The sequence below is a fragment of the Streptococcus sp. CCH8-H5 genome, from assembly GCF_001556505.1.
GTDB lineage: Bacteria > Bacillota > Bacilli > Lactobacillales > Streptococcaceae > Streptococcus.
Genome location: NZ_LSIZ01000139.1, coordinates 17716 through 43650, shown reverse-complemented (window position 1 = coordinate 43650; position 25935 = coordinate 17716). Strand labels below are relative to the sequence as shown.

At 39.1% G+C, this 25935-nt stretch carries 24 protein-coding genes; 19 read left to right on the top strand and 5 right to left on the bottom strand.

All coding sequences use genetic code 11. From position 1 onward, the window contains the following. Positions 1–63: 63 nt before the first annotated feature. The 17 genes from tpx (at position 64) to AX663_RS09075 (ending at position 15522) form a co-directional block, all read left to right on the top strand. The gene (gene tpx / locus AX663_RS09155) at positions 64–558 is read left to right on the top strand and encodes a thiol peroxidase (RefSeq protein ID WP_060973287.1); all 495 of its coding nucleotides are present in this window, start codon (positions 64–66) and stop codon (positions 556–558) included. Positions 559–684: 126 nt separating this feature from the next. Continuing rightward, positions 685–1305, top strand: a complete 621-nt coding sequence (locus tag AX663_RS09150; RefSeq protein WP_060973286.1) for a restriction endonuclease subunit S — start codon at positions 685–687, stop codon at positions 1303–1305. Between the two features lie 88 nt (positions 1306–1393). Beyond that, positions 1394–1627, top strand: a complete 234-nt coding sequence (locus AX663_RS09145) for a DUF1858 domain-containing protein (protein ID WP_004182516.1) — start codon at positions 1394–1396, stop codon at positions 1625–1627. 1 nt (position 1628) lies between these two features. Next, positions 1629–2975 carry a DUF438 domain-containing protein gene (locus tag AX663_RS09140; RefSeq protein ID WP_060973285.1) on the top strand — a complete coding sequence of 449 codons (1347 nt, stop codon included), beginning with the start codon at positions 1629–1631 and terminating at the stop codon, positions 2973–2975. 119 nt (positions 2976–3094) lie between these two features. Continuing rightward, positions 3095–3976, top strand: a complete 882-nt coding sequence (truB, locus tag AX663_RS09135) for a tRNA pseudouridine(55) synthase TruB (RefSeq protein ID WP_060973284.1) — start codon at positions 3095–3097, stop codon at positions 3974–3976. Beyond that, positions 3973–4884: a bifunctional riboflavin kinase/FAD synthetase gene (locus AX663_RS09130; protein ID WP_060973283.1), complete on the top strand. Its 912-nt coding sequence runs from the start codon at positions 3973–3975 to the stop codon at positions 4882–4884. Before truB ends, AX663_RS09130 begins: the two co-directional genes overlap by 4 nt. A 69-nt stretch (positions 4885–4953) precedes the next feature. Continuing rightward, the gene (locus AX663_RS09125; protein ID WP_060973282.1) at positions 4954–5367 is read left to right on the top strand and encodes a Spx/MgsR family RNA polymerase-binding regulatory protein; all 414 of its coding nucleotides are present in this window, start codon (positions 4954–4956) and stop codon (positions 5365–5367) included. Further along, positions 5360–5641 carry a UPF0223 family protein gene (locus AX663_RS09120; protein WP_060973281.1) on the top strand — a complete coding sequence of 94 codons (282 nt, stop codon included), beginning with the start codon at positions 5360–5362 and terminating at the stop codon, positions 5639–5641. Before AX663_RS09125 ends, AX663_RS09120 begins: the two co-directional genes overlap by 8 nt. Beyond that, positions 5631–6398 (top strand): inositol monophosphatase family protein, encoded by a 768-nt coding sequence (locus AX663_RS09115; protein ID WP_060973323.1) that lies wholly within the window; start codon positions 5631–5633, stop codon positions 6396–6398. The genes AX663_RS09120 and AX663_RS09115 overlap by 11 nt, the downstream gene beginning before the upstream one ends. 80 nt (positions 6399–6478) lie before the next feature. After that, positions 6479–7789 carry an RsmF rRNA methyltransferase first C-terminal domain-containing protein gene (locus tag AX663_RS09110; RefSeq protein ID WP_060973280.1) on the top strand — a complete coding sequence of 437 codons (1311 nt, stop codon included), beginning with the start codon at positions 6479–6481 and terminating at the stop codon, positions 7787–7789. A 125-nt stretch (positions 7790–7914) separates the two neighbouring features. Continuing rightward, complete coding sequence (locus AX663_RS09105) at positions 7915–8790, top strand: phosphate ABC transporter substrate-binding protein PstS family protein (protein WP_060973279.1); 876 nt, start codon at positions 7915–7917, stop codon at positions 8788–8790. A gap of 2 nt (positions 8791–8792) precedes the next feature. Continuing rightward, a complete protein-coding gene (pstC, locus tag AX663_RS09100; protein ID WP_002890959.1) occupies positions 8793–9707 on the top strand; it encodes a phosphate ABC transporter permease subunit PstC in 915 nt (304 codons plus the stop codon). Further along, positions 9697–10581, top strand: coding sequence for a phosphate ABC transporter permease PstA (pstA, locus tag AX663_RS09095; protein WP_013990602.1), 885 nt, complete (start codon positions 9697–9699; stop codon positions 10579–10581). Before pstC ends, pstA begins: the two co-directional genes overlap by 11 nt. A gap of 10 nt (positions 10582–10591) precedes the next feature. Then, the gene (gene pstB, locus AX663_RS09090; protein ID WP_013990603.1) at positions 10592–11395 is read left to right on the top strand and encodes a phosphate ABC transporter ATP-binding protein PstB; all 804 of its coding nucleotides are present in this window, start codon (positions 10592–10594) and stop codon (positions 11393–11395) included. Between the two features lie 12 nt (positions 11396–11407). Then, a complete protein-coding gene (gene pstB, locus AX663_RS09085; protein WP_002890956.1) occupies positions 11408–12166 on the top strand; it encodes a phosphate ABC transporter ATP-binding protein PstB in 759 nt (252 codons plus the stop codon). Between the two features lie 28 nt (positions 12167–12194). After that, positions 12195–12848, top strand: a complete 654-nt coding sequence (phoU, locus tag AX663_RS09080) for a phosphate signaling complex protein PhoU (RefSeq protein WP_004182526.1) — start codon at positions 12195–12197, stop codon at positions 12846–12848. Positions 12849–12981: 133 nt separating this feature from the next. Then, the gene (locus AX663_RS09075; protein ID WP_060973278.1) at positions 12982–15522 is read left to right on the top strand and encodes a M1 family metallopeptidase; all 2541 of its coding nucleotides are present in this window, start codon (positions 12982–12984) and stop codon (positions 15520–15522) included. Positions 15523–15685: 163 nt separating this feature from the next. Here AX663_RS09075 and xerS read toward each other — a convergent pair whose 3' ends face one another. Continuing rightward, the gene (xerS, locus tag AX663_RS09070; protein ID WP_060973277.1) at positions 15686–16756 is read right to left on the bottom strand and encodes a tyrosine recombinase XerS; all 1071 of its coding nucleotides are present in this window, start codon (positions 16754–16756) and stop codon (positions 15686–15688) included. Positions 16757–17022: 266 nt separating this feature from the next. Beyond that, positions 17023–18012 (bottom strand): lipoate--protein ligase, encoded by a 990-nt coding sequence (locus tag AX663_RS09065; protein WP_049545534.1) that lies wholly within the window; start codon positions 18010–18012, stop codon positions 17023–17025. 123 nt (positions 18013–18135) lie between these two features. Here AX663_RS09065 and AX663_RS10470 point away from each other — a divergent pair, with 123 nt between their 5' ends. After that, positions 18136–19266, top strand: a complete 1131-nt coding sequence (locus AX663_RS10470; RefSeq protein ID WP_231724228.1) for a hypothetical protein — start codon at positions 18136–18138, stop codon at positions 19264–19266. A gap of 109 nt (positions 19267–19375) precedes the next feature. Here AX663_RS10470 and glgP read toward each other — a convergent pair whose 3' ends face one another. The 3 genes from glgP to AX663_RS09040 all read right to left on the bottom strand — a co-directional run bounded on the left by glgP (position 19376) and on the right by AX663_RS09040 (position 24393). Further along, positions 19376–21637: a glycogen/starch/alpha-glucan family phosphorylase gene (glgP, locus tag AX663_RS09050; protein WP_060973276.1), complete on the bottom strand. Its 2262-nt coding sequence runs from the start codon at positions 21635–21637 to the stop codon at positions 19376–19378. A gap of 1 nt (position 21638) precedes the next feature. Further along, positions 21639–23138 carry a 4-alpha-glucanotransferase gene (gene malQ / locus AX663_RS09045; RefSeq protein WP_060973275.1) on the bottom strand — a complete coding sequence of 500 codons (1500 nt, stop codon included), beginning with the start codon at positions 23136–23138 and terminating at the stop codon, positions 21639–21641. A 262-nt stretch (positions 23139–23400) separates the two neighbouring features. After that, positions 23401–24393, bottom strand: coding sequence for a LacI family DNA-binding transcriptional regulator (locus AX663_RS09040; RefSeq protein WP_060973322.1), 993 nt, complete (start codon positions 24391–24393; stop codon positions 23401–23403). A 183-nt stretch (positions 24394–24576) separates the two neighbouring features. On the opposite strand from AX663_RS09040, the gene AX663_RS09035 reads away from it, so the two are divergent. Then, entirely contained in the window at positions 24577–25824 is a 1248-nt protein-coding gene (locus tag AX663_RS09035; RefSeq protein ID WP_060973274.1) for an extracellular solute-binding protein, read from the top strand. The last annotated feature ends 111 nt before the right edge of the window (positions 25825–25935 follow it).

Here is a 25935-nt window from a genome sequence, read left to right as displayed (position 1 = left end):
CAAATGCTTAGGCTTATCGCTATATTTACAGTACAATGGTTAAAAAAGTATTGGAGGACTAACATGCCAACATTTATTGGAAAACCAGTTACAGTAGCAGAAGACAAACAACTTCAAGTTGGAGATACCTTGCGTGACTTTAACTTGACCACAACTGATTTGACGAAAAAATCACTTTCAGAATTCGATGGAAAGAAAAAAGTTATCTCTATCGTTCCATCAATCGATACTGGTATCTGTTCAACTCAAACACGTACCTTTAATAAGGAATTGTCAGAATTAGACGATACAGTAGTTGTTACTATTTCAGTGGACCTACCATTTGCACAAGCTCGTTGGTGTGGTGCTGAAGGACTTGAAAATGCCATCATGCTTTCTGACTACTATGATAATAGTTTCGGTAAAGATTATGGTGTCCTCATTGAAGAATGGCACTTGTTAGCGCGTGCAGTTATAGTGGCAGATGCTGACAATAAGATTACTTATGTCGAATATTTGGACAATATCAATACTGATCCAAACTATGAAGCAGCAGTAGCAGCGGTTAAAAGCTTATAAAATGAGGCTCAGGTCTCTTTTTTATTTTGCCTTTCTTACAGTTTTTACTTGCAAAAGGATTAGCTTCTTGCTATTATTGTATAGCAATACTCAATATGGATAGTAAAATATAAAAAAGGAGATTCAATGTCTGAAAAAGAAAGACCTCAACTGATTATCGATTACGAAGCTAATACAGACAAACTTGTTCGTTTAGGCGATGTTGTCGATCAATTTAAAGGAAAAGCTGTCCCTGCTAAGGCAGAACCTGGCGAATTTTCTGTCATTAATCTATCGGATATGACACCCAACGGCATTGCCTACGATGACCTAAAGACGTTTTCTGAAGAACGCCGGAAATTATTACGATTTCTCTTAGAAGATGGTGATGTCCTTATTGCTTCTAAGGGAACTGTACAAAAAGTTGCTGTTTTCGAAGATCAGGGTAAGCGAGAAGTTGTCGCCTCATCAAATATCACAGTATTACGACCTAAGGAAAAACTCCGTGGTTTCTACATCAAGTTTTTCCTTGAGACAGAGATTGGTCGTGCCTATTTAGACTATGCTGATAAGGGAAAGGCTGTCCTAAATTTGTCGACAGCTGACCTCTTGGACATCAAAATTCCTGAAATACCGATTGTTAAACAAGATTACCAAATTGCCGCCTATTTACGTGGTCGTGCCGATTTCCATCGTAAGATGGTCCGTGCAGAGCAAGAGTGGAAAAATATCCAGCATAATGTTACAGAAGCTCTATTTGGAAATTAACCAAAAGCCAGCAAACTAGGATTTGTTGGTTTTTTTTCATTATTCTCGTGTATAATGGTAGTAGCAAATATGTTATTAGGAGGTCATTATGACTACCAACACCATAGATTTATCACAACCAGTCGCAACAATCATAAAAGAACATCCAGAGGTTAAGGATTTACTGATTGACCTTGGTTTTAAGCCCTTGTCTAACCCAGCTATGCTAAATACTGTCGGTAAGGTAACCAGTCTAAAAGCTGGCTCCAAGTTAGCTAATATTCCCCTAGATAAAATCAAGCAAACCTTACTATTCAATGGTTATGATGTCATCGGAGACTAATATGGAAAACAATCGTATTCAAATACTCAAAGAAATTCTCCTTGATTTACACCAGGGAGCCAGTCCTGAGAGTGTTCAAGAGCGCTTCAATCAACACTTCAAGGGAGTATCTGCCCTTGAAATCTCTATGATGGAGCATGAACTTATGGCATCTGAAGATGGGGTTACCTTTGAAGATGTTATGAGCCTTTGTAATGTCCACGCTAACCTCTTTAAAGGAGCTATTGCAGATGTGGAAGTGGCGGACGCTGATCAAGAGGGCCACCCTGTCTATGTGTTTAAACAAGAGAATTTAGCCCTACGTTCAGCTATCCTACGTATTCGACGTATCATCGAAAACATTAGTAAGCCTGAAAATGAAGATTTCAAATCTGACCTACTCAATGGGCTTAGACATCAGATGTCTTTATTGGGACAATTTCATAACCATTACACACGTAAAGAAAAGCTCTTCTTTCCAATAATGGAGCGTTATGGTCATGATTCTCCTCCAAAGGTTATGTGGGGTGTAGACGATGACATCCGAAAACTCTTTCGAGATGCAGAGGCTAAACTCCAAGAACTCCCAAAAGGAGATTTAGAGGAATTTTCAAAGTCCTTTGAAGCTTTCTCAGAAGAATTTGAAGCCATGATTTTCAAGGAAGAGGCTATCCTACTTATGATTCTGCTTGAAACCTTCACGCAGGATGATTGGCTTTCGATTGCCGAAGAAAGTGATGCCTATGGCTATGCAATTATAAAACCTACAGCTGTCTGGAAACCTAAGCGTGAGCGTTTTGAGGAGGTAAATGCTGATACATCGCAAGAACAATCTGAACTAAGTAGTGACGAACATCTGGACAATACCCGAATTATTGACACTCCCGAAGGGCAGTTCACCATCAGCTTCACTCCAAAACCAAAAACTGAAACTGTCGTAGATAGAGAAACGACTCAGCCTTTTGGGAATGGTTATCTTTCTGTGGAGCAGGCCAATCTCATTCTCAACCATCTTCCTTTGGAAATCACATTCGTCAATAAAGACGATATTTTCCAGTACTATAATGATAATGTTCCTGCCAATGAAATGGTATTTAAACGAACACCTAGCCAAATTGGACGAAACGTTGAACTTTGTCATCCGCCAAAAGTGCTTGATAAGGTCAAGAAAATCTTTGAATTACTGAAGAGTGGGGAGCGTGACCAAGTTCCAATGTGGTTCAAATCTGAACGTTTAGGGAAATTCGTTTATGTTACCTATGCAGCTGTTAGAGATGACAAGGGAGACTTTCAGGGTGTCCTAGAATATGTGCAGGATATTCAGCCTTTCTTTGAATTGGAAAGCGACCTTAATAGAGATATCGATTAATAAGCTAGCAGACCTGCGATTGCTTATGACTATAATACTTAAGAGGTTTGAGACTTTGCTCTCTGCCTCTTTATGTTTCTACCTAGCTCTTTAGGATTGCTTTTGATATAATTAAAAGTATGATTTCAGGAATTATTAATCTAAAAAAAGAGGCTGGAATGACCAGTCATGATGCTGTTTTTAAACTACGCAAAATATTACATGAGAAAAAAATTGGGCACGGCGGAACTCTTGATCCAGATGTTACTGGTGTTCTACCTATAGCGGTTGGAAAAGCGACTCGTGTTATTGAGTACATGACTGAAGCAGGAAAGGTCTACGAGGGAGAAATTACCATTGGATTTTCAACAACTACCGAGGATGCTAGTGGAGATGTCGTTCAAACAACTCCAGTTACAGAGTTAGATGAAGAAACCGTCGATATGGCAATGGCTAGTTTTGTAGGAGAAATCACACAAATTCCTCCTATGTATTCAGCGGTTAAGGTCAACGGAAAGAAACTTTATGAGTACGCCCGCGCTGGAGAAGAAGTAGAGCGTCCACAACGTCAAGTGACAATTACCGAATTTGTCCGTACCTCTCCTATTGAATTGGAAAACAACACCGCAAAATTCACCTTCCGTGTTGCTTGTAGCAAGGGGACTTATGTCCGTACTTTATCTGTCGATTTGGGTGCTAAACTCGGATACGCGAGTCATATGTCTGCTCTTCGTCGAACAGCCTCAGCTGGTCTAAACTTAGATAAGGCACTAACACTCTCACAAATTTCAGAAATGGTAGAAGCGGGGGATACTTCCTTCCTCCTTCCCATCGAATTTGGTGTTCAGGACCTACCAGCTGTTCAAGTCACTGAGGATGATGCTAAAGAAATTTCATTTGGTCGCTTTATTACTATCGATAGCCAAGAACCCTTAGTTGCGGCCTTTTTAGGAGACAAGGTTCTAGCCATCATGGAAAAGCGAAATCAAGTTTATAAACCTAGAAAAGTATTAAGTCAATGAAAATAACTTCTATTAACGATTATAAAGATATCCATCAGGACAAGGAAACGGTCCTTGTCTTAGGGTATTTCGATGCTCTTCACCGTGGTCATAAGGTCCTTTTTGATAAGGCGCGCCAGATTGCTGATGAAAAACAGCTTGAAGTAGCTGTCCTTACCTTTAATGAGAGTCCTCAATTGACTTTTCAAAGGTATACGGATGATCTCCTCCTTCATATCACAGCACCTCAGAGACGTTGTGATCTTTTTGAAGCCTATGGCACTGATCAGCTTTATTTAACAGATTTCAATAGTGATTTTGCTCGAACAAGTTCAGACGATTTCATTGCTCGTTATATTAAACGTCTAAAAGCCCAAGAAGTTGTTGTGGGCTTTGATTACAAATTTGGACATCATCGAACAGATGCGGACTATCTAGCCCGTAATTTTTCTGGTAAGGTTCATGTCATTGAGGAGCAACAAAGCGATGGTGAAAAGATTTCGTCAACACGTGTGCGTCAATTAATACGAGAAGGCAAGGTTAAAGAAGCCAATAAACTCCTTGGCCATGAATTCTCTACACGTGGCATCGTGGTGCATGGTGATGCCCGTGGACGTACCATTGGTTTTCCAACAGCAAATTTAGCACCTATTGATAGGATTTTTCTACCAGCTGATGGTGTCTACGTCGCCGATGTTGTAATTGATGGCAAACGTTATCGTTCCATGACTAGCCTAGGAAAAAACGTTACCTTTGGGGGGACAGAACTCCGTCTTGAAGCCAATATCTTTGATTTTGAAGGCGATATTTATGGAAAGACAATTGAAGTTTTTTGGCTGGATTATATCCGTGATATGATTAAGTTCAATAATATCGATGAACTATGTGCTCAACTGGAGGCTGATAAAAAAATCGCGGAAAAATTTTAAGAAAGCGTAGCCAAAACTAATCAAATAATGTATAATGATTAGGAATGTTAAAGTGAAAGGGGTGTTTGCGTGGTAACTTTATTTTTATCGCCTAGCTGCACCAGCTGTAGGAAAGCACGAGCCTGGTTGACCAATCATGAAGTTGCTTTTGACGAACACAATATTATCACGAGCCCATTAACTCACGATGAGTTAATGAAGATTTTGTCTTACACGGAAAATGGTACTGAAGATATCATTTCAACTCGTTCAAAAGTCTTTCAGAAGCTGAATATCGATGTGGATGATTTGACCATCAAGGAACTCATTCAATTGATTTCTGAATACCCAAATCTTCTTCGTCGACCTATCATTATGGACACCAAACGCATGCAAATTGGTTTCAACGAAGATGAAATTCGTGCCTTTTTGCCTCGTGATTATAGAAAGCTCGAATTGCGCCAAGCGACCATTCGAGCTGAAATTGAGGGTAACAATGACTAAAGGAAATTATTCCTACCCACTCGATTCATCATGGAGCACTGAGGAAATTACCACAGTGCTTCATTTTTTGAGTCAGGTAGAAAAAGCATACGAGAGCAAGGTTGACCGTGACCAACTCTTGCAAGCCTATACGGCATTTAAAACCGTTGTTCCAGGCAAAGCGCCTGAAAAACAACTAGACAAGGCCTTTGAAGAAGCTAGCGGTTTTTCAACCTATCATGCTGTCAAAGCTGCTAAAGCAAAAGATAAAGGATTTGTATCACTTGGAAAATAAACTGATTTTCGCCAAAGAAATCATCAAAGAAGCCGGTACTTTTATCAAAGAAAGTTTAAGTAAAACTATCACGGTCGAGGAAAAGACGGCTTTTGATGATTTAGTCACTAATATTGACAAACAAACACAAGATTTACTCGTGGCACGCATTAAATCTGCCTTCCCTTCAGACAATATTTTCGCTGAAGAAAATGGCTTGGTTCATAATATCAAAGATGGAAATGTCTGGGTCTTGGATCCTATTGATGGTACAGTCAATTTTATTGTCCAACAAGATAATTTTTGTGTTATGATTGCCTACTATGAAGAGGGGCAAGGAAAATTTGGCCTCATTTATAACGTCATGGCTGATCAACTTTTCTATGGTGGTGGCCAGTTTGATGTGTATTGTAATGACAAGTTGCTTCCAGTATATAAAAACCGACCTTTAGACCGTTGTCTAGTCGCTAGCAATGGAGCTATGTATGCTAAAAATTTTCATGGCTTAAAAGACCTTATTGATAAGACTCTGGGTGTTCGTGTCTACGGTGGTGCTGGTTTAAGCATGTCAAAAGTCCTATCTGGTCAAATTTTAGCTTACTTTTCAGTTATTTACCCATGGGACTATGCTGCAGCAAGTATTATGGGAGAAAAATTGGGTTATCACCTTGAGACCATTGCCGGAGAACCACTGGATTATTCTAGTCGTCAAGCTGTGATGCTTGTCCCTAAAGACAGACTTGAAGAGATCAAGCATATTATGGGCTCAGAAAATTAATTTGAAACATAAAACCATACTGGACAAATCAGAACAGCAAGTTCTCTTGGTTAGTCCAGTTTTTTGATAGAAAGGAAACTATGCAATTTCCATCAGACTTTATAGAAAAATATAATAACCTCCTTGGAGATGAAGCGAAGGACTTCTTTGCATCTTTTGATCAAGAAGCCGTATCCGCCTACCGCACCAACCCTTTGAAAAAGCAACAGAAGGACTTTCCTGATGCTATCCCTGAAACACCTTGGGGCCATTACGGTAAAATTTCCGGAAAATCTGCCGACCATGCAACTGGTTTGGTTTATTCTCAGGAACCAGCTGCTCAAATGGTTGCTCAAGTGGCAGCTCCATCCAAGGGAAGTCGTGTCTTAGACTTGGCAGCTGCTCCAGGCGGAAAGTCTACTCATCTTCTTAGTTACCTAGATAATACAGGACTGCTGGTCAGCAATGAAATCAATCCAAAGCGTAGCAAAATTCTGGTTGAAAACATTGAGCGTTTTGGAGCGAGAAATGTTATTGTGACAAACACGTCAGCTGATAAACTAGCCAAAGTTTTCAAAAATTATTTTGATACGATTGTCTTTGATGGACCATGTTCTGGAGAAGGAATGTTTCGTAAGGATCCTGATGCAATCCAATATTGGCATAAGGAGTATCCTAGTGAACTGGCACAATTACAGAAGGACATCTTATCAGACGGTTTGAAAATGCTCGCTCCTGGTGGACAATTGATCTACTCAACCTGCACATGGTCTCCTGAGGAAAATGAAGGTGTTGTTGCTTGGATTTTAGAAAATAATCCTGATCTTGAATTGGTGGCAATCCCTAAATTGAATGGCATGAGTGATGGAATTGATTTTCCAGAAACAGCTCGAATGTATCCACACCATTTCAAAGGTGAAGGCCAGTTTGTGGCAAAATTCCAGGATAAGCGCGTGCCTGAGCAAACACGTATCAAAGAGGGAAAATCTAACCTAAACAAGGAGCAGAAGCAGCTTTGGGAAGATTTTGCAAAAAAACACCTTAAAACTAGACTGGATGGTTTGCTGCAAGTTTTTGGGGACAATCTCTACCTGCTTCCAAAAGGGCTCCCAGACCTTTCTAAAGTTAAAATCGCTCGTAACGGTTTGCATCTTGGTGTCTTCAAGAAAAAACGTTTCGAACCAAGTTTTGCTCTTGGAATTGCTTTAACATCTGATGAAGTTGTTTCAAGTATAGAGCTAAGTAAAGACCAGTTTGCCCAATACGTTTCTGGTAATGTGGTTACTCTAGATCAAACACATCCTAACGGTTGGTATCAGCTTTTAGTGGACGGCAATGGTTTTGGGTTTGCTAAAGTTGTTGGAAATACGGTTAAAAACTACTATCCTAAAGGATTAAGATTTCACATTTAAGAACCTGTAACCAAACTTTAATATGACTTAATTATCCTATACTTGTTATAATTAGATAGGTGTCTTTTAACAGCATATCTATGAGACACTTTCTTACTTATGTTACAAAATGTCGGAGGACAAAAATGAAAAAAACAAAAGTCCTTGCAGTGATTCTGTCACTGGCAATGGCCATGCTGGTTTTAACTGGCTGTGCCTCTTGGATTGACCGTGGCCAGTCCATTACAGCAGTTGGTTCTACGGCCCTTCAACCCTTAGTGGAGGCGGCAGCAGATGGCTTCGCTGAAAAGAACGCTGACAATATCGTTAACGTTCAGGGGGGCGGTTCTGGTACTGGACTTTCTCAAGTACAATCCGGTGCCGTTCAAATTGGTAATAGTGACCTTTTTGCCGAGGAAAAATCGGGAATTGATGCTAGTAAGCTTGTTGACTTTCAAGTTGCCGTTGCTGGGATTGCAGTTATTACAAACAAAGAAGTCTCTGTAGATAACTTGACAACAGAACAACTGCGTAAGATTTTCACTGGTGAAATCACAAACTGGAAACAGCTTGGTGGTAAAGACCTAGAGATTACTATTATTAACCGTGCAGCTAGCTCAGGATCACGCGCAACTTTCGATGCAGTGATTATGGATGGTAAATCACCAATCCGTACCCAAGAGCAAGATTCTAACGGTATGGTTAAGTCAATTGTTGCTCAGACACCAGGTGCTATTTCATACCTATCATTTGCTTACCTTGATGATTCTGTTAAAACATTAAAGTTAAATGGATTTGAACCCAAAGCTGAAAATGTTGCAACTAACGATTGGCCGATTTGGTCCTACGAACATATGTATACCAAGGGAAAACCGGATAGCTATACCAAACAATTCTTAGATTATATGATGAGTGACGAAGTCCAAGAAAACGTAGTCGCAAAAATGGGTTACATTTCCATCCATAGCATGAAAGTTACCAAGGATGCTGATGGTAAAGTCTCAAAGAAGAGTGAGGAGTAAGCATGAAAAATGAAGAATTGGTGAAACAATTAACATCACCCTCTAAAAATTCACGCCTCGAGAAGTTTGGTAAAACAATCACTTTCCTTTGCCTGGCCTTGATTGTTTTCATCGTGGCGATGATTTTACTTTTCGTTGCTCAAAAAGGGCTGGCGACTTTCTTTGTCAATAAAGTTAGCTTGGTCGAGTTTCTCTTTAGTGGTGATTGGTCACCATCTGAAGGCAAATTCGGGGCTCTACCAATGATTTTGGGATCATTCGTAGTGACTTTGCTTTCAGCCTTGGTTGCAACCCCATTTGCCATTGGAGCAGCCATCTTTATGACTGAGATTTCTCCTAAAGGGGCTAAATTCCTACAACCTGCTATTGAACTTTTGGTCGGAATTCCATCCGTTGTTTATGGATTTATTGGTCTCCAAGTCGTGGTTCCATTTGTTCGCTTAATTTTTGGTGGAACAGGTTTTGGTATTCTTTCAGGTACCTTTGTCTTGTTCGTCATGATTCTACCAACCGTAACCTTTATGACAACAGATACACTTCGTGCAGTGCCTCGTCACTATCGTGAAGCTAGTCTGGCCATGGGAGCTACACGCTGGCAAACGATTTGGCGTGTGACACTTAATGCGGCTAAACCAGGTATCTTCACGGCCGTTATCTTTGGTATGGCCCGTGCCTTTGGTGAAGCTCTGGCCATCCAAATGGTTGTCGGAAATTCCGCCGTGATTCCAACTTCTTTAACGACACCAGCAGCAACATTGACATCTGTCTTGACTATGGGAATCGGGAATACAGTCATGGGTACTGTTTCAAACAATGTCCTTTGGTCTCTCGCCTTGGTGCTCTTATTGATGAGTCTTGGTTTCAATATGTTGGTGAAATTCATTACCCGTGAGAGAAAGAGAAATTATGAACGCTAAAAAAATTGATAAAATTGCCATCAGCACGCTCTATGTGATTGCTGGCATTATTGTAACAATCCTGGCAGCCTTGATTCTCTATATCTTGGTTCGCGGGATACCACATATCAGCTGGTCTTTCTTGACTAGTCGATCATCATCCTACAAAGCTGGTGGAGGAATTGGGGTTCAACTCTACAACTCATTCTTCCTATTGGTTATTACTTTGATTATTTCTGTGCCTCTTTCAATGGGAGCTGGCATCTTCTTATCAGAATATGCTAAAAAAGGACGACTTACCAACTTTGTCCGTACCTGTATTGAAATCCTATCTTCACTACCTTCAGTGGTGGTCGGACTCTTCGGTTATTTAATTTTCGTTGTTCAATTTCAGTATGGATTTTCAATCCTATCAGGTGCCCTGGCCTTAACTGTCTTTAACTTGCCACAAATGACTCGTACCGTTGAAGATAGTCTACGCACAGTTCACCATACCCAACGTGAAGCTGGCCTAGCTCTAGGTTTGTCTCGATGGGAAACTATCTGTCACGTTGTTGTTCCAGAAGCCTTACCTGGTATTGTTACTGGTATCGTTCTTGCTTCTGGTCGTATTTTCGGAGAAGCAGCAGCGCTTATCTATACAGCAGGTCAATCTGCACCAGCACTTAACTGGAGCGACTGGAATCCGCTTAGCATCTCTAGTCCAATTTCGATTTTCCGCCAAGCAGAGACACTTGCTGTTCACATCTGGAAGGTCAACTCAGAAGGTACGACACCTGACGCCACTGCAGTATCTGCTGGCTCAGCAGCAGTACTCTTGATTTTCATTCTGATCTTCAACTTTGGTGCACGTCGTTTAGGAGCTTACCTCCATAAGAAATTAACATCCGCTTAAAGGAGTTATTATGACAAAATATAATTGGGACGAGCGTCATATTATCACCTTCCCAGAGAAGGAGCTCGCTCTTGAAACAAAAGACTTGCATGTCTACTATGGTCAAAAAGAAGCCATCAAAGGCATTGACATGCAATTCGAGAAAAATAAAATCACAGCTCTTATTGGGCCTTCAGGATGCGGTAAATCAACTTTTCTTCGTAGTCTAAACCGTATGAATGATACGATTGATATTGCTAAGGTTACTGGACAAATCCTTTATCAAGGAGTCGATGTTAACGCAAGTAATATCAATGTTTATGAAATGCGTAAACATATTGGAATGGTTTTCCAACGTCCAAATCCATTCGCCAAGTCTATTTACAGAAATATCACCTTTGCTCACGAACGTAAAGGTGTAAGAGATAAGCAAACCTTGGACGAGATTGTTGAAACATCACTTAAGCAAGCTGGACTTTGGGATCAAGTTAAAGATGACCTTCATAAATCTGCCTTTACCCTCTCAGGTGGTCAGCAGCAACGTCTTTGTATTGCAAGAGCTATTGCCGTGAAACCGCAGATTCTCCTCATGGACGAGCCTGCAGCTTCATTGGACCCTGTAGCTACTATGCAGCTCGAAGAGACCATGTTTGAACTTAAGGAAGATTACTCTATTATCATCGTGACGCACAATATGCAACAAGCAGCGCGTGCTAGTGATTATACGGCATTCTTCTACCTTGGTGATCTTATCGAATATGATAAAACCAAGAAAATCTTCCAAGATGCTGCCCTACAGTCGACCAATGACTATGTATCAGGACGCTTTGGATAGAAAGGAGCACTTATGACTGAACCAATCATTTCAATCAATGATTTATCGGTGTATTTCAATAAGAAAAAAGCCCTCAATAATGTGACAATGGATTTCTATCCAAATGAAATCACGGCCCTTATCGGTCCTTCAGGATCCGGGAAATCAACCCTGCTCCGTTCTATCAACCGAATGGGAGATTTAAATCCCGAATGGACACTTACTGGTGCTGTTTCATACAACGGTCACAATGTCTACAGTCCTCGAACAGATACCGTTGAACTCCGTAAAGAAATCGGAATGGTCTTCCAACAACCCAATCCTTTTCCAATGTCAATCTATGAAAACGTGGTTTATGGACTTCGTATCAATGGTATCAAAGATAAGGCTGTTCTTGATCAAGCAGTAGAAGAATCACTAAAGGGTGCTTCAATCTGGGAAGAGGTTAAAGACCGTCTCCATGACTCAGCACTCGGACTTTCAGGAGGGCAACAACAACGTGTCTGTATTGCACGAGTGCTAGCCACATCTCCAAAAGTCATCCTTCTTGACGAACCAACGTCGGCTCTCGACCCTATATCCGCTGGTAAGATTGAGGAAACCCTCTATAACCTTAAAGAACAATACACCTTGTTGCTAGTCACTCGTTCTATGCAACAGGCAAGTCGTATCTCACAACGAACAGCCTTTTTCCTTGATGGAGAGCTCATCGAGTATTCATCAACGAAAGACATGTTCCTAAATCCACAACATAAAGAAACTGAAGATTATATTACCGGTAAATTCGGTTAAGAAAGGACAGATTACTAAAAAAATTATGATGTTACGAACTCCCTTCGAAGAAGAATTAGAAAAACTCCACAACCAATTTTACGCTATGGGTACAGAGGTTGCAGCTCAGCTTAAGAAAGCTGTACGTGCCTTTATCAGCCATGACCGTGATTTGGCTAAGGAAGTCATTGAAAATGACGAAATCGTCAATAACTACGAAACCAAACTTGAGAAAAAATCACTTGAAATTATTGCTCTACAGCAACCTGTATCAAGTGATTTGCGTACAGTTATCACCGCACTTAAAGCATCTAGCGACGTTGAGCGTATGGGTGACCATGCCGTTGCTATCGCTAAAGCAACCATCCGCATTAAAGGTGAAGAGCGTCTAACTGAAATTGAAGCTGAAATCAAGAAAATGGGGAAAGCAGTCCGCCACATGGTCGAAGATGCTCTAGATGTTTACTTGAACAGTGACGAACGACGCGCTTATGAAATCGCAGCTTCAGATGAAATCATTGATAACTATTTCCGTGATATTCAAGCCATGACAGTAGAAGGTGTTCGTAAGAATCCTGATGCCGCCTTCGCTGCCAAAGAATATTTCCAAGTACTTATGTATTTGGAACGTATCGGTGACTATGCCCGCAATCTCTGCGAGTGGGTTGTCTACCTCAAATCTGGTAAAATCATTGAACTGTAGGCAAAGCTTCCAATCTATGTTATAATGGGTTTGTATTGAATAATTCAGACCCTTTTCTTTTGTAAAAGAGTCTAATATCGAAACATTTGTCAGTCTGTTTCGATACGAAAAGTTAGATTAGGAGTATATACGTATGACAGCATCTGTTGCTCGTTTTATCGAAAGTTTCATCCCTGAAAATTACAATCTTTTCTTGGACATTAATCGTTCTGAAAAGACCTTTACAGGGAATGTTGCCATTACAGGTGAAGCCCTTGATAACCATATCTCCCTTCACCAAAAAGACCTTACCATTAGTTCCGTTCTCTTGGATAATGAATCGTTAAACTTCCAAATGGATGATGCTAACGAAGCCTTCCATATTGAACTTCCAGAGACCGGTGTTTTGACGCTTGTCATTGAATTCTCTGGTCGTATTACAGATAATATGACAGGGATTTACCCATCATATTACACCTACAATGGTGAGAAAAAAGAAATTATTTCAACGCAGTTTGAATCTCATTTTGCGCGTGAAGCCTTCCCATCTGTTGATGAACCAGAAGCTAAAGCTACTTTTGATTTCTCATTGAAATTTGATGCTGAAGAAGGCGATATCGCTTTGTCAAATATGCCTGAAATCAATAGCCATTTGCGTGAAGAGACTGGGGTTTGGACTTTTGAGACAACCCCTCGTATGTCTACATACCTCCTTGCCTTTGGTTTTGGAGCTCTTCAAGGTAAGACAGCGAAAACACAAAACGGTACTGAAGTTGGTGTCTTCGCTACAGTTGCACAAGCTGAAAACAGCGTTGACTTTGCCCTTGATATTGCCGTTCGTGTCATTGATTTCTACGAAGACTACTTCCAAGTCAAGTATCCTATCCCATTGTCATACCATCTCGCACTTCCTGACTTCTCAGCAGGTGCCATGGAAAACTGGGGACTTGTTACCTATCGTGAAGTTTACCTTCTTGTAGATGAAAATAGCTCAGCTGCAAGCCGTCAACAAGTAGCCCTTGTAGTTGCCCACGAATTGGCTCACCAATGGTTCGGTAACCTTGTTACAATGAAATGGTGGGATGATCTCTGGCTTAACGAAAGCTTTGCCAATATGATGGAGTATGTTTCAGTAGATGCCATTGAGCCTAGCTGGAATATCTTTGAAGATTTCCAAACAACTGGTGTGCCTCATGCCCTCCAACGTGATGCTACAGACGGTGTTCAGTCTGTCCACATGGAAGTCAATCACCCAGATGAGATTAATACCCTCTTTGATAGTGCTATCGTTTATGCTAAAGGTAGCCGTCTCATGCATATGCTTCGCCGTTGGTTAGGTGACGAAGCCTTTGCTAAAGGACTTAAAGCTTACTTCGAAAAACATCAGTACAACAACACTATTGGACGAGATCTCTGGAATGCCCTTTCTGATGCTTCTGGTAAAGATGTCTCTAGTTTCATGGATACTTGGTTGGAGCAACCAGGTTACCCTGTTGTTAGTGCAGAAGTAGTTGACGACACTCTCATTCTTAGTCAAAAACAATTCTTCATTGGTGAACATGAAGATAAAGGTCGTCTTTGGGAGATTCCATTGAACACAAACTGGAAGGGGCTCCCAGACACACTCTCAGAAGAGCGTATTGAGATTCCAAATTATAACCAGCTTGCTGCTGAAAATAAAGGAGCTCTTCGCCTTAATACAGCAAATACAGCACATTACATCACAGATTATCAAGGTGAACTCTTGGACCAACTCTTAGAGGAATTTGCTAACCTTGATACTGTAAGTAAACTTCAGATTTTGCAAGAACGCCGCCTTCTTGCTGAAAGTGGCCGTATCTCATATGCAAGACTAGTCGCTCTTCTTGATCTTGTCGAAAAAGAAGAAAGCTTCTTGATTGCTCAAGCTAAGTCTCAAATCCTCGCTGGTTTGAAACGCTTTATCGATGAGGATACAGAAGCAGAAGTGCATTACAAGGCTTTAGTTCGTCGTCAAAACCAAAACGACTTTGAGCGTCTTGGTTTTGATGCCAAAGATGGAGAATCAGATGAAGACGAAATGGTTCGTCAAACAGCTCTTAGCTACTTGATTCAAGCAGACTATCAACCAGCAGTCCTTGCGGCCGCAAGTGTTTTCCAAGCTCATAAAGAGAACATTGAAAGCATCCCTGCAAGTGTCCGTGGTCTCGTTCTCATTAACCAAATGAAACAAGAAGACAGTCTAACTCTTGTTGAAGACTATGTCAATGCATATGTAACAACAAATGATAGTAATTTCCGTCGTCAATTGACTCAAGCAGTTTCATACCTTAAAAACCAAGAAGGTCTCGACTACGTGCTAGGTCAGCTTAAAGACAAACATGTTGTTAAACCTCAAGACTTGTACCTATGGTATATGAATTTCCTCAACAAATCATTTGCACAAGAAACCGTTTGGAACTGGGCGAAAGATAACTGGGATTGGATTAAGGCAGCCCTAGGTGGCGATATGAGCTTCGATAGCTTTGTTAATATCCCAGCAGGAATCTTTAAAACGCAAGAACGTCTTGATCAATATATTGCTTTCTTCGAGCCACAAACAAGTGATAAAGCCTTAGAACGTAATATCTTGATGGGAATTAAGACAATTGCCGCACGAGTAAACTTGATTGAAAAAGAAAAAGCTGCGGTTGAATCAGCCCTTAAAGATTATTAATAAGTAAAACAAGCTTTCCATGAAGGAGAGTTTGTTTTTTGTGTGTAATATTTTACATAAATTTAGTTATGTTTATGGATGGCCATAAAATGATTTTAGCATAATTAAATTTATGTAAACTATAAAATAACCACTCCGAATAGGAATGGTTAGACTAGGGTAATTATAAATTATCTAGAGCATTTTTTTGCTCATCATTGACGATATGAGTATAAAGATCAGTGACCTGAGTGGAAGCATGGCCAAGTTGGTGGCTAACTAGAACTTGAGACTTGGTAGCATCATAAAGACGTGTTGCCAGAGTATGTCGTAGTTTATGGGGAGTCACACGTATCTTGAAATCCTGAGAATATTTGGCGACCATTTTTTCGATACTTGAAGCATCAATACGGTTTGGAACACCTCGATATTCTGTTAAAAATAGGGCAACATCTTTCTTTTCAGCCTTATAGCGTTTATCACGTATACTAAGATAATTCTCAAGATAAGGTTTTGCAAAACTTGCTACATTAACTGAGTCCCGTTTGCCTCCTTTTCGAGTGACATCAATGACCATCAATTTAAGATTGATATCTTTAAGGTCTAGATTAACAGCTTCAGAGAGTCGAACACCAGAAGCCAGCAGCAAGGCAATGATAGCTAGATCACGTTCTTTATTCTTATAAAACGATGATTTAGCGCGATTTGAGAGCTTAACTTCGTATTCATTTTCGACATAATCAAGGAATTCCATGGTCTCATCACCTAGAAAGAGTTTCTGTTTGATATTCTCAGCACGTGCAGCTAGAGTTTCTTTCTTTTTCTTAGTAGAAACTTTTTTCATAACGTTACGATAGAAATATGGCTCACCATCAGGTCCCTCGACCTCCTCGGTTAAATATTTATAGAGACTAGATAGAGCTGAAAGTGTACGATTAATGGTCGTTTGAGAGACACCCTGTTTCTTGGAATAAGTATTTAAAGATGGACGCTCACGTAGATATAGGACAAACGACTCCATATCTTTTTTAGTTAGATTTTCAAGAGTTTTGATGTCAATTGAGGCAATATCATCAGCATCTGAAATACCTGAGTCAATCAGCCAGTCAAAAAAGCGTTTATATTCCTTAAGGTATTCGTATAAGGTCGTAAAAGAATATGGAACCGATAGTTTAGACTGATAATACTCCAAAACAAACCAGGGCATAAGAGATTTGTATTCTTCAATTTTTTCGAGTAAGAGTTCACGTTTCATTTGTTTTTTCTCCAAAATTACTTAATAGAAGTATACCACACCCTTATCTTTCTTTCAAGAAAATTACAGTTTTTCGGAAAGTTGTTATAGGATATTTTCTCTTAGAGGCTTTATAGGTTTACTATCTGAATATATAAAATACCACACTAGGTCAATCAGATACTAACTTCCAGAACCAATGCGAAAATATCTATCTAGTTATTTCACTCTGAAAGATTTTTCCGAGAAAAAACAACCTGGAGTTTTCCAGATTGTTCAAACAATGATTAAGCTACGATAGCTTTTGCAACCTCCTCGGTTGTCATACGTGAGAAATAATGTGTTGTGTCAATAGTTTTAAGTTTTGCCAAGACATCTTCGTACTCGTAAGGTACACCAACCAACAAGTCTTCAATATCTGATACATCTCCGATACCAAAGAAATCTCCGTAAATCTTAACAGATTTAATGATTGAATTTTCAACGTTGGCATAGGTTGAGATCTTACCAGCTGGGTAACGAACATTACGTTCTACTGTGTATTCTGGTGACTGTCCATAAGTCCAATCCCATGTATTGAATTGTTTCTCATAAGAATCTTGAATCTTAGCCAATTCGCTTTCAGAAAGGACGTATTCTGTCATTTCTGGGTAGAATTCTTTCATTTTTTCCAAGATTTTATCTGAGAATTCATTTACAGTGATTTTTTCTGGCAATTCGTCGACGATGTTGGTCACACGAGCACGTACAGATTTAACGCCTTTTGATTCGATTTTGTCTTTGCTGACTTTAAGGGCTTGACCAAGAACCGACATATCAACGTCAAAAAGCAAGCAACCATGGTGCATCATACGGCCTTTATAGTAAGCTTGAGCATTTCCACAGAACTTTTTACCATCGATTTCAAGGTCATTACGGCCAGTAAATTCAGCCTTAACTCCCAAATCAGCAAGTGTAGCGATTACAGGTTGAGAGAAAGTCTTAAAGTCAAAAGCACCTTCATCTGCCTTATTAGAGATGATGGTATAGTTCAGGTTATTCAAATCGTGATAAACAGCACCACCACCAGACAAACGGCGAACAACCTTGATACCATGAGCATCTGTATATTCTTTGTTAATCTCTTGAATGGTATTTTGGTGTTTACCAACAATGATAGCTGGACGGTTAATCCAAAGAATGAACAATTCATCTTCATTCACCAATTCACGAAAAGCATAGGCTTCCAAAGCAATATTATAGGCAGGATCGTTTGATGTATTTACGATATATTTCATGAGGTCTCCTCTTGTAATGTGATACTTATATTATAAAGGAAAACAGTGACAAAGTACACGAAGACGCCTTAGGTATAAGGATTTTCATGATATAATAGTATAAAATATATGGGGAGTTTTGACATGATACAAAATCCTAGTAAATTGAGTCTCTTTTTCTCAAGGCTAACTAATAAAATAAATAAAAAGTTCAAAATAGCCTTAGCTCTGCTTCTTTTTGTAACCCTTGGAATTTTTCTCTATAATGCCTACCAAAGAGCTTATAAGCCTTACCTCTATGATAAGGAGAATTACTATTACAAGGCTTATCATTACAGTGTCAAGAAGATAATACCTCAAAGAAAAGTTGTCAAAGATATTGAGATTGAGGTTCTACACTTCGGAAAAGACGATTTTCCAGATGATTTGTCTGCCTATAAGGTCGGCCATTATATTGATAAAGGAATTGATCCCCGAAGACTTTTCTTACATATTACTTTTACAGATAATACCAATATGACTTTACCATTTGGACAGGTGACCTCTACTGAAAACCATTATGAAGAATATCAAAACTATTTCGATCATAAAGTATTTGAAGTCGGTCCAGGCTTTGATAAAGAATGGTTTTCAAATGCAGAGAATTACAGACAAATAATTCAGCGTTTCCCTGGATTACATGATAAAACAATGGATGCCGACTTCGAATTATATCTAAGAGATTTTCTTTTTTTGATAGTCCCTGGGGATGATACCCTATATCAAACTGGAGCTGTCAAAGAAGGCGTCAGTAAATACCACTTTCAGTTGAAAAATCCTAAATCAGGAAAAATGCAAAGTTATTTTATCTATGGAAATGAAGGCAAAATTCCATTATGGGATTGGCAAACTCCCTTTGTTACTTTTGATAAAGATTTTGCTAACAAAGAAAGAATCCAGGAATTTTTCGATGACTACGAAATTAGAGAGTATGGAAATTATTGGAATGGCATCTACCATATACAATTCCCTCACTTAAATAGCTTTAGGGGTGACAAATACAACTTTTACAAGATGGCCTTTTACTCAGATGAATTTACAAATTTTCCACTAAGCCTTGATTTAACAGGTAAGAGCGAGAATTTTAAAATTACCATAACAGATTCATACCTACAAGAAGAATCCAGAACTGCAAAAGATCAAATCCATTATCTAAAATACTCAACATCTAAAACTTATGATGCATCAAATAAAGAAGCATATATTAATGATATATTGAATCATTATCATAACTGACAGAATTAAATTTATGTAAACACAGCTAACTATCTAAATTAGCTGTGTTTTTTTCATGCAAAAAAACAAGACCATTTCTGATCTTGTTTCCTTCTATGCAACTAGATTTTTATTTTGTGTGCCAGATGTCTTTGTCATACTGTTCGATTGTACGGTCAGATGAGAAGAATCCTGCTTCAGCGATGTTGTAAACAACTTTTTTGTTCCATGCATCTTGATCTTCGTAAGCTGCGTATACTTCTTCTTTCTTGTCGATGTATTCAGCCAAGTCAATCAATGTCATGAACCAGTCTTTAGAGATAAGTTCTTTGTGGAGACGTTCCAAGCGTTCTTTATCACCAAGTTTAACAAGATCTTCGCTTACGATAAAGTCAACAGCTGCTTTGATGTTAGCATCTTTTTTGTAGTAATCACGTGATACATAACCTTCTTTTTCGTAAAGGTCGATGATTGTATCAGAGTCTTTACCGAACGTGAAGATGTTTTCTGGTCCTACCAATTCAGCAATCTCAACGTTGGCACCGTCCATTGTACCAAGAGTGAGGGCACCGTTAAGCATGAATTTCATGTTACCTGTACCTGAAGCTTCTTTAGAAGCCAATGAGATTTGTTCTGAGATATCAGTTGCTGGAATAAGGTGTTCAGCGACTGTAACGTTATAGTTTTCAACCAAGTGAACGTTGAGGTATTTGCTTACTTCTGGATCATTGTTGATGAGTTCAGAAAGTGACAAGATCAAGTGGATGATGTCTTGCGCAATAACGTAAGCAGGAGCTGCTTTACCACCAAAGATGATAGTGATTTTACGTTTTGGAAGGTTTCCTTTTTTGATTTCCAAGTATTTGTGGATGACATACAAAGCGTTCATTTGTTGACGTTTGTATTCGTGGAAACGTTTGATTTGAGTATCAATGATTGAGTTTTCATCAAGATCGATACCTTTGTTGGCTTTAAGATAACGTTTAAGTGACAACTTGTTATCATATTTGATTTCAGCCAAACGTTTGTGAACTGCTGGATCATCTGCAAAGGCAGCCAATTTTTCCAATTGAGTTGCGTCGGTAAGGTAACCATCACCAATCAATTCTTTGATGTAATCAGCAAGTTCTTGGTTTGAGAACTCCAACCAACGACGGAATGTAATACCGTTTGTTTTGTTGTTGAAGCGTTCTGGGTAAAGGTCGTAGAATGGTTTCAACTCAGAAGATTTAAGGATTTCTGTGTGAAGTGCTGCTACACCGTTAACGCTTGTAGAGAAGTGGATATCCATGTGTGCCATGTGAACACGTTTGTCTTTGTCAATGATTTGAACACGTGGATCTTCGAATTTTTCACGAATGATAGCATCCAATTTCTTGATGATAACAACAAGGTGTGGAACAACTTCTTCAAGGTAGTCAAGAGGCCATTTTTCAAGGGCTTCAGCCAAGATAGTGTGGTTTGTGTAACCAACCATTTTGCTTACGATTGCTACTGCTTCATCAAATTCAAATCCATGTTTTTCTGTCAAAAGACGGATCAATTCTGGAATTACCATTGATGGGTGAGTATCGTTGATTTGTACGTAAGCGTAATCTGGAAGGTCGTGAAGGTTAGATCCACGTTCGATAGCTTCGTCGATCAAAAGTTGAGCAGCGTTTGATACCATGAAGTATTGTTGGTAGATACGCAAGAGCTCACCTTTACGAGTTGAGTCATCAGGGTAAAGGAAAAGTGTCAAGTTCTTTTGGATTTCGTCTTGATCAAAAGTGATTCCTTTATCAATCAAATCGTAGTCCACACCATTGATGTCAAAGAGGTTAAGGTAGTTCTTAGTTTCTTTCTTATAACCCAAGATATCCAAACGATCCAAACGTGATTTCAATGTGAAGTTTTTGAATGGAACATCATAAGAGATATCAGTTGGTACCAACCATGATTGATCTTCAATCCAGTAGTTTGGTTCTGCATCTTGTTTGTTGTCTTTGAAGACTTGTTTGAAAAGACCACAGTGGTAGTTAAGACCAACACCTTCACCGTTGATGCCAAGTGTTGCCATAGAGTCGATGAAACATGAAGCCAAACGACCCAAACCACCGTTACCAAGAGATGGTTCTGGTTCAACGTCTTCAATTTCGCTGATTGATTTACCAGCAGCATCCAATTCAGCTTTAACATCCTTGTAGATGCCCAAGTTGATCAAGTTGTTAGACAAAAGTTTACCGATCAAGAATTCAGCTGAGATATAGTAAACTTTACGTTTGCTATCGTTTTTAGGTTTTGGAGCAGCTGCTTCTTTTACGAATTCCAACAAAAGATAGTAGATTTCTTCGTTTGAAAGGTCCTTAAGATTTTTGTTTTTTGCTTCAACATATTGTGTAAATGTAGCCATTTTAGTTATTACCTCGATTATATCTTTCTGTAATGTCTGTCAAAAATTCTTTCTTGTCGACAGTGATTTCACCTGGGAGCATACGCCATTTCCAGTTTTCACCAACAGTGTTAGGGAAGTTTGTACGGCTATTTTCAGGTTTATCAAGGATATCCTGCATAGTCGCAATAGCTGTGTTGCTTACAGTAGCAAAAAGGGTGCGAAGAAGAGCACGTGTGATTGGTTCACCTTGACGACGGTTGATGTATGCATCAGTATAATCACGTTGCTCTTGCGTCAAGTTGTCGTACCAACCGTTGATTACTTCGTTATCATGTGTACCTGTGTAGGCAACTGAATGTTGTGTGTATACGTGTGGAATGTCAATGCTGTTTCCAGTAGTATCGTAGAATCCAAATTGAACGATCTTCATTCCAGGGTAACCACAGTCTGCAAGAAGTTTACGTGTCTTATCATCAATGTTACCAAGGTCTTCGGCAATGATTTTAAGATCACCCAATTCTTCTTTAACCACTTTGAAAAGGTCATAACCAGGTCCAGGAACCCATTCACCATTTTCAGCAGTTTCATCACCTCCAGGAATTTCCCAGAAGTCAGAGAACCCTTTGAAGTGGTCAATACGCAAGTAATCATAAAGTTTAAATGATTCTTGAATACGGAATACCCACCAAGCATAATTTTCAGCTTTGTGTTTATCCCAAGCATAGATTGGGTTACCCCAAAGTTGACCAGTTGCTGAGAAGTTATCAGGTGGAACTCCTGCAATGTAACGCGGTTTACATTCAGCGTCTAGTTTGAAGAGATGTGGTTGCGTCCAAACTTCAACACTATCAGCTGAAATGTAGATTGGCATGTCACCGATGATTTGAATACCATTTTTGTTAGCATAAGCTTTTAGTTCTGCCCATTGGCTAAAGAAGAGGTATTGTACCACTTGGTGATATGTGATAACATCAGCAAGTTCTTTGCGAAGTTTCTCAAGAGTTGCTTCATCGCGTTTAACTGCTTTTTTATCATCCCAATCTTGAAGTGCTTTGTTATCGAAGTGTTCTTTAATAGCCATGAAATCAGCATAATCAGCTAACCAGTTAGCATTTTTAGTTTTAAAAGATTCGAATCTTTTAGTTTCTTTCTTATCTGCTAAAATTGCTTTAACTGCTTTTTCAAGAATTGGACGACGTGCTTCGTAAACTTTAGCATAGTCAATAAACTCAGGATCTGACCCAAAGTCAGCGTTTTTAACATCAGCTTTAGTTAAAAATTTGTCACGAATAAGGAAATCCAAATCGATAAAGTGTGTATTTCCTGCTACCGCTGAGAATGATTGGTAAGGTGAATCCCCATAACTTGTTGTAGTAAGTGGCAAAATCTGCCAGTAAGTTTGTTTTGTTTCTTTTAAGAAATCAACAAAGTCATAGGCTGCTTGACCGAAAGATCCGATCCCGTAGTCACCTGGAAGTGATGTGATGTGCATCAAAACACCGCTTGCTCGTTTGTTCATAACGTTTACCTCAAATTATTTTTTACACTTATTATTATAATGCAAACGTTTGCATTAGTCAAGAATTTTTAACAAAAAAATAAAAAAATTTATAGCTCTTTAAAATAAAGTTCGTAAAACAAGCGCTTACATTACGGGAGTATTTTCTTAAATCTTTATTTCTATTGAATTCGAAAAAATAGGTTTCTTTTTAAACGAAAAAAGTAGCCGGCTGTTTTTCTAACCAACTACTTGGATGCTCCTTAACCTATTAGGGATAAGTTCAGACGCTTTCTCTTTCTATAAGTTTAAATGGAATAATGACTTTTTGCGACTTAATCTTAGTCGCTTTAAGAATCCCAAGAAGGTTTTGAACACTTTCTTTAGCTAGTGCCTGAATATTAATGTCAAATGTGGTCAAGAAAGGATGCATGATTTCAGCAAAAGTCGAATTATTGAAAGAAATAATGGCATAATCTTCAGGAACTCTAAATCCTTGGTTGTTTAACCATTGAATGAGACGAAGGGCAATTAGGTCATCCTTAACAATCAAAGCTGTCGGAGAAAATCTTTCCAATTCCTTTTTAAAAGTCTCGATTGTTCGAGCTGAAAATACAAGTTCAGGTAAAACATCCAAATTTAGATTGTCTGCCGCTTCCTGATACCCTTGATAACGTTCCTGTCCTACTTGCCCAAATAAATCGTCTGTGACAAAACCAATCTTTCGGTGACCTTTTGCCTGTAAGTAGTTCACAGCTTCATGACCTAATTCCTTATTATCATTATCAATATAGGTTACTTTATTTTCATTATCCACTGCTGCTCCAACCACTACAAAAGGTACTTTTTGTTTTAATAAGTAATCTTTAACCGGATCTTTCTTTTCTGAATAGAGAATTATAAAGCCATCTGCCCGTTTTTGGCGATGCATGAGCTCAACTTGCTTGACTAATTCCTCTAGAGTAGCACCCGTAGCAATACTAACGACCTGAGAATGACAACTAGCCTCTTCATTGATTGCTGTTAAAATCTCCATATAGAAGGGCTGGCTGATATTTTCACGGTCTGTTAAGGGAGGAAGAACAACACCTAAACTATGAGTTAAGCCTGTTGCCAACATTTGTGCTGCTGAGTTTGGTACATAACCTAATTCTTCCATAGCTGCTCTTACTTTATTTTTGGTTTCTTCTGATATAGCCGGGTTATCCTTTAATGTCCTACTTACCGTTGATGGGCTGACTCCAGCCTTCTTAGCAACATCTTTAATTGTAGCCATCATTTCCCTCTCATTCTCATAAATATTTCTTTATAGTTGTAAAATATAAGAACAATTATAAACTAAATAGGTGTTTTCTGCAATCGTTTGCAAAAAAAATAATTTTTTTTACAAAATACTTGACAGATTGTGGAAACGGTTGCATAATGATTATCGTAAACTAAATTTCTGGAGGAAATAGAAATGAAAAAATGGCAAAAGGTATTACTTGGTAGTGCTGGATTACTTGTGGCTGGATCGCTCTTGGTAGCTTGTGGGTCAAACTCAAGCAAGAGCTCAAGTTCAGATAGCAAGACTTTGAAACTTTGGGTACCAACTGGCGCTAAGAAATCTTACTCAGATACAGTAGCACAGTTTGAAAAGAAATCTGGTTACAAAGTTGATATGGTTGAAATGGAAGATCCAAATGCTCAAGAAAACTTGACTAAGGATGCTTCTACTGCTGCAGATGTCTTCTCACTTCCACATGACCAACTCGGTAAATTGGTAGACGCTGGAGCTATCCAAGAAATCCCAGAGCAATACTCAAAAGAAATTGCTGATCAAGATACTGAGCAAGCTACTGTAGGTGCTCAATACAAAGGTAAAACTTACGCCTTCCCATACGGTATTGAAACACAAGTTACATACTACAATAAATCTAAACTTAACGAAGAAGATGTTAAATCATATGAAACAATCACTTCTAAAGCTAAATTTGGTAGCAACTTGAAAGAAGTTAATGCTTATGTAACTGGTCCTCTCTTCCTTTCAGTTGGTGACACACTCTTTGGCCCTAACGGTGAAGATGTTAAAGGGACTAACTGGGGCAATGAAGCTGGTGTGAACGTTCTTAAATTCATCGCAGCTCAAAAAGACAACAAAGGATTTGTTAATGTTGATTCAGCTAACATGATGGCTAAATTCGAAGATGGTTCTGTTGATGCTTTCCAATCAGGACCATGGGACTACGCTGCAGCTGCTAAAGCTGTCGGTAAAGACAATCTTGGTATTGCTGTTTACCCAACAGTTAATATCGGTGGTCAAGACGTTCAACAAAAAGCCTTCATGGGTGTAAAACTTTACGCAGTTAACCAAACACCATCTAAAGGTAACGCTGAACGTATTGCTGCTTCTTACCAATTGGCACAAGCTTTGACAAGCAAAGACAGTCAAAATAACCAATTCACTAATGAAGACCGTCACATCATCCCAGCCAACAAAGAAGTTCAGGCTTCTGAAGCTGTTCAAAAGGATGCACTTGCACAAGCTGTAATTACTATGGGTTCATCTGATCAGTACACAACTGTTATGCCTAAACTTAGTCAAATGTCAGTCTTCTGGACTGAAAGTGCTGCTCTTATGAGTGACGCTTATAACGGTAAAATCAAGGAAGACCAATTCCTTACTAAATTACAACAATTTGATAAAGATTTGGCAGCGGCTAAATAAGAATCCTAACAATGACAAGGTAAAGAGGTGGGTCAAGTTCCTATCCTCTTTATCTTTTATTTGTAGACAAAATAGAAACCATCACTAATCACACATTTATCTGAGGAGATA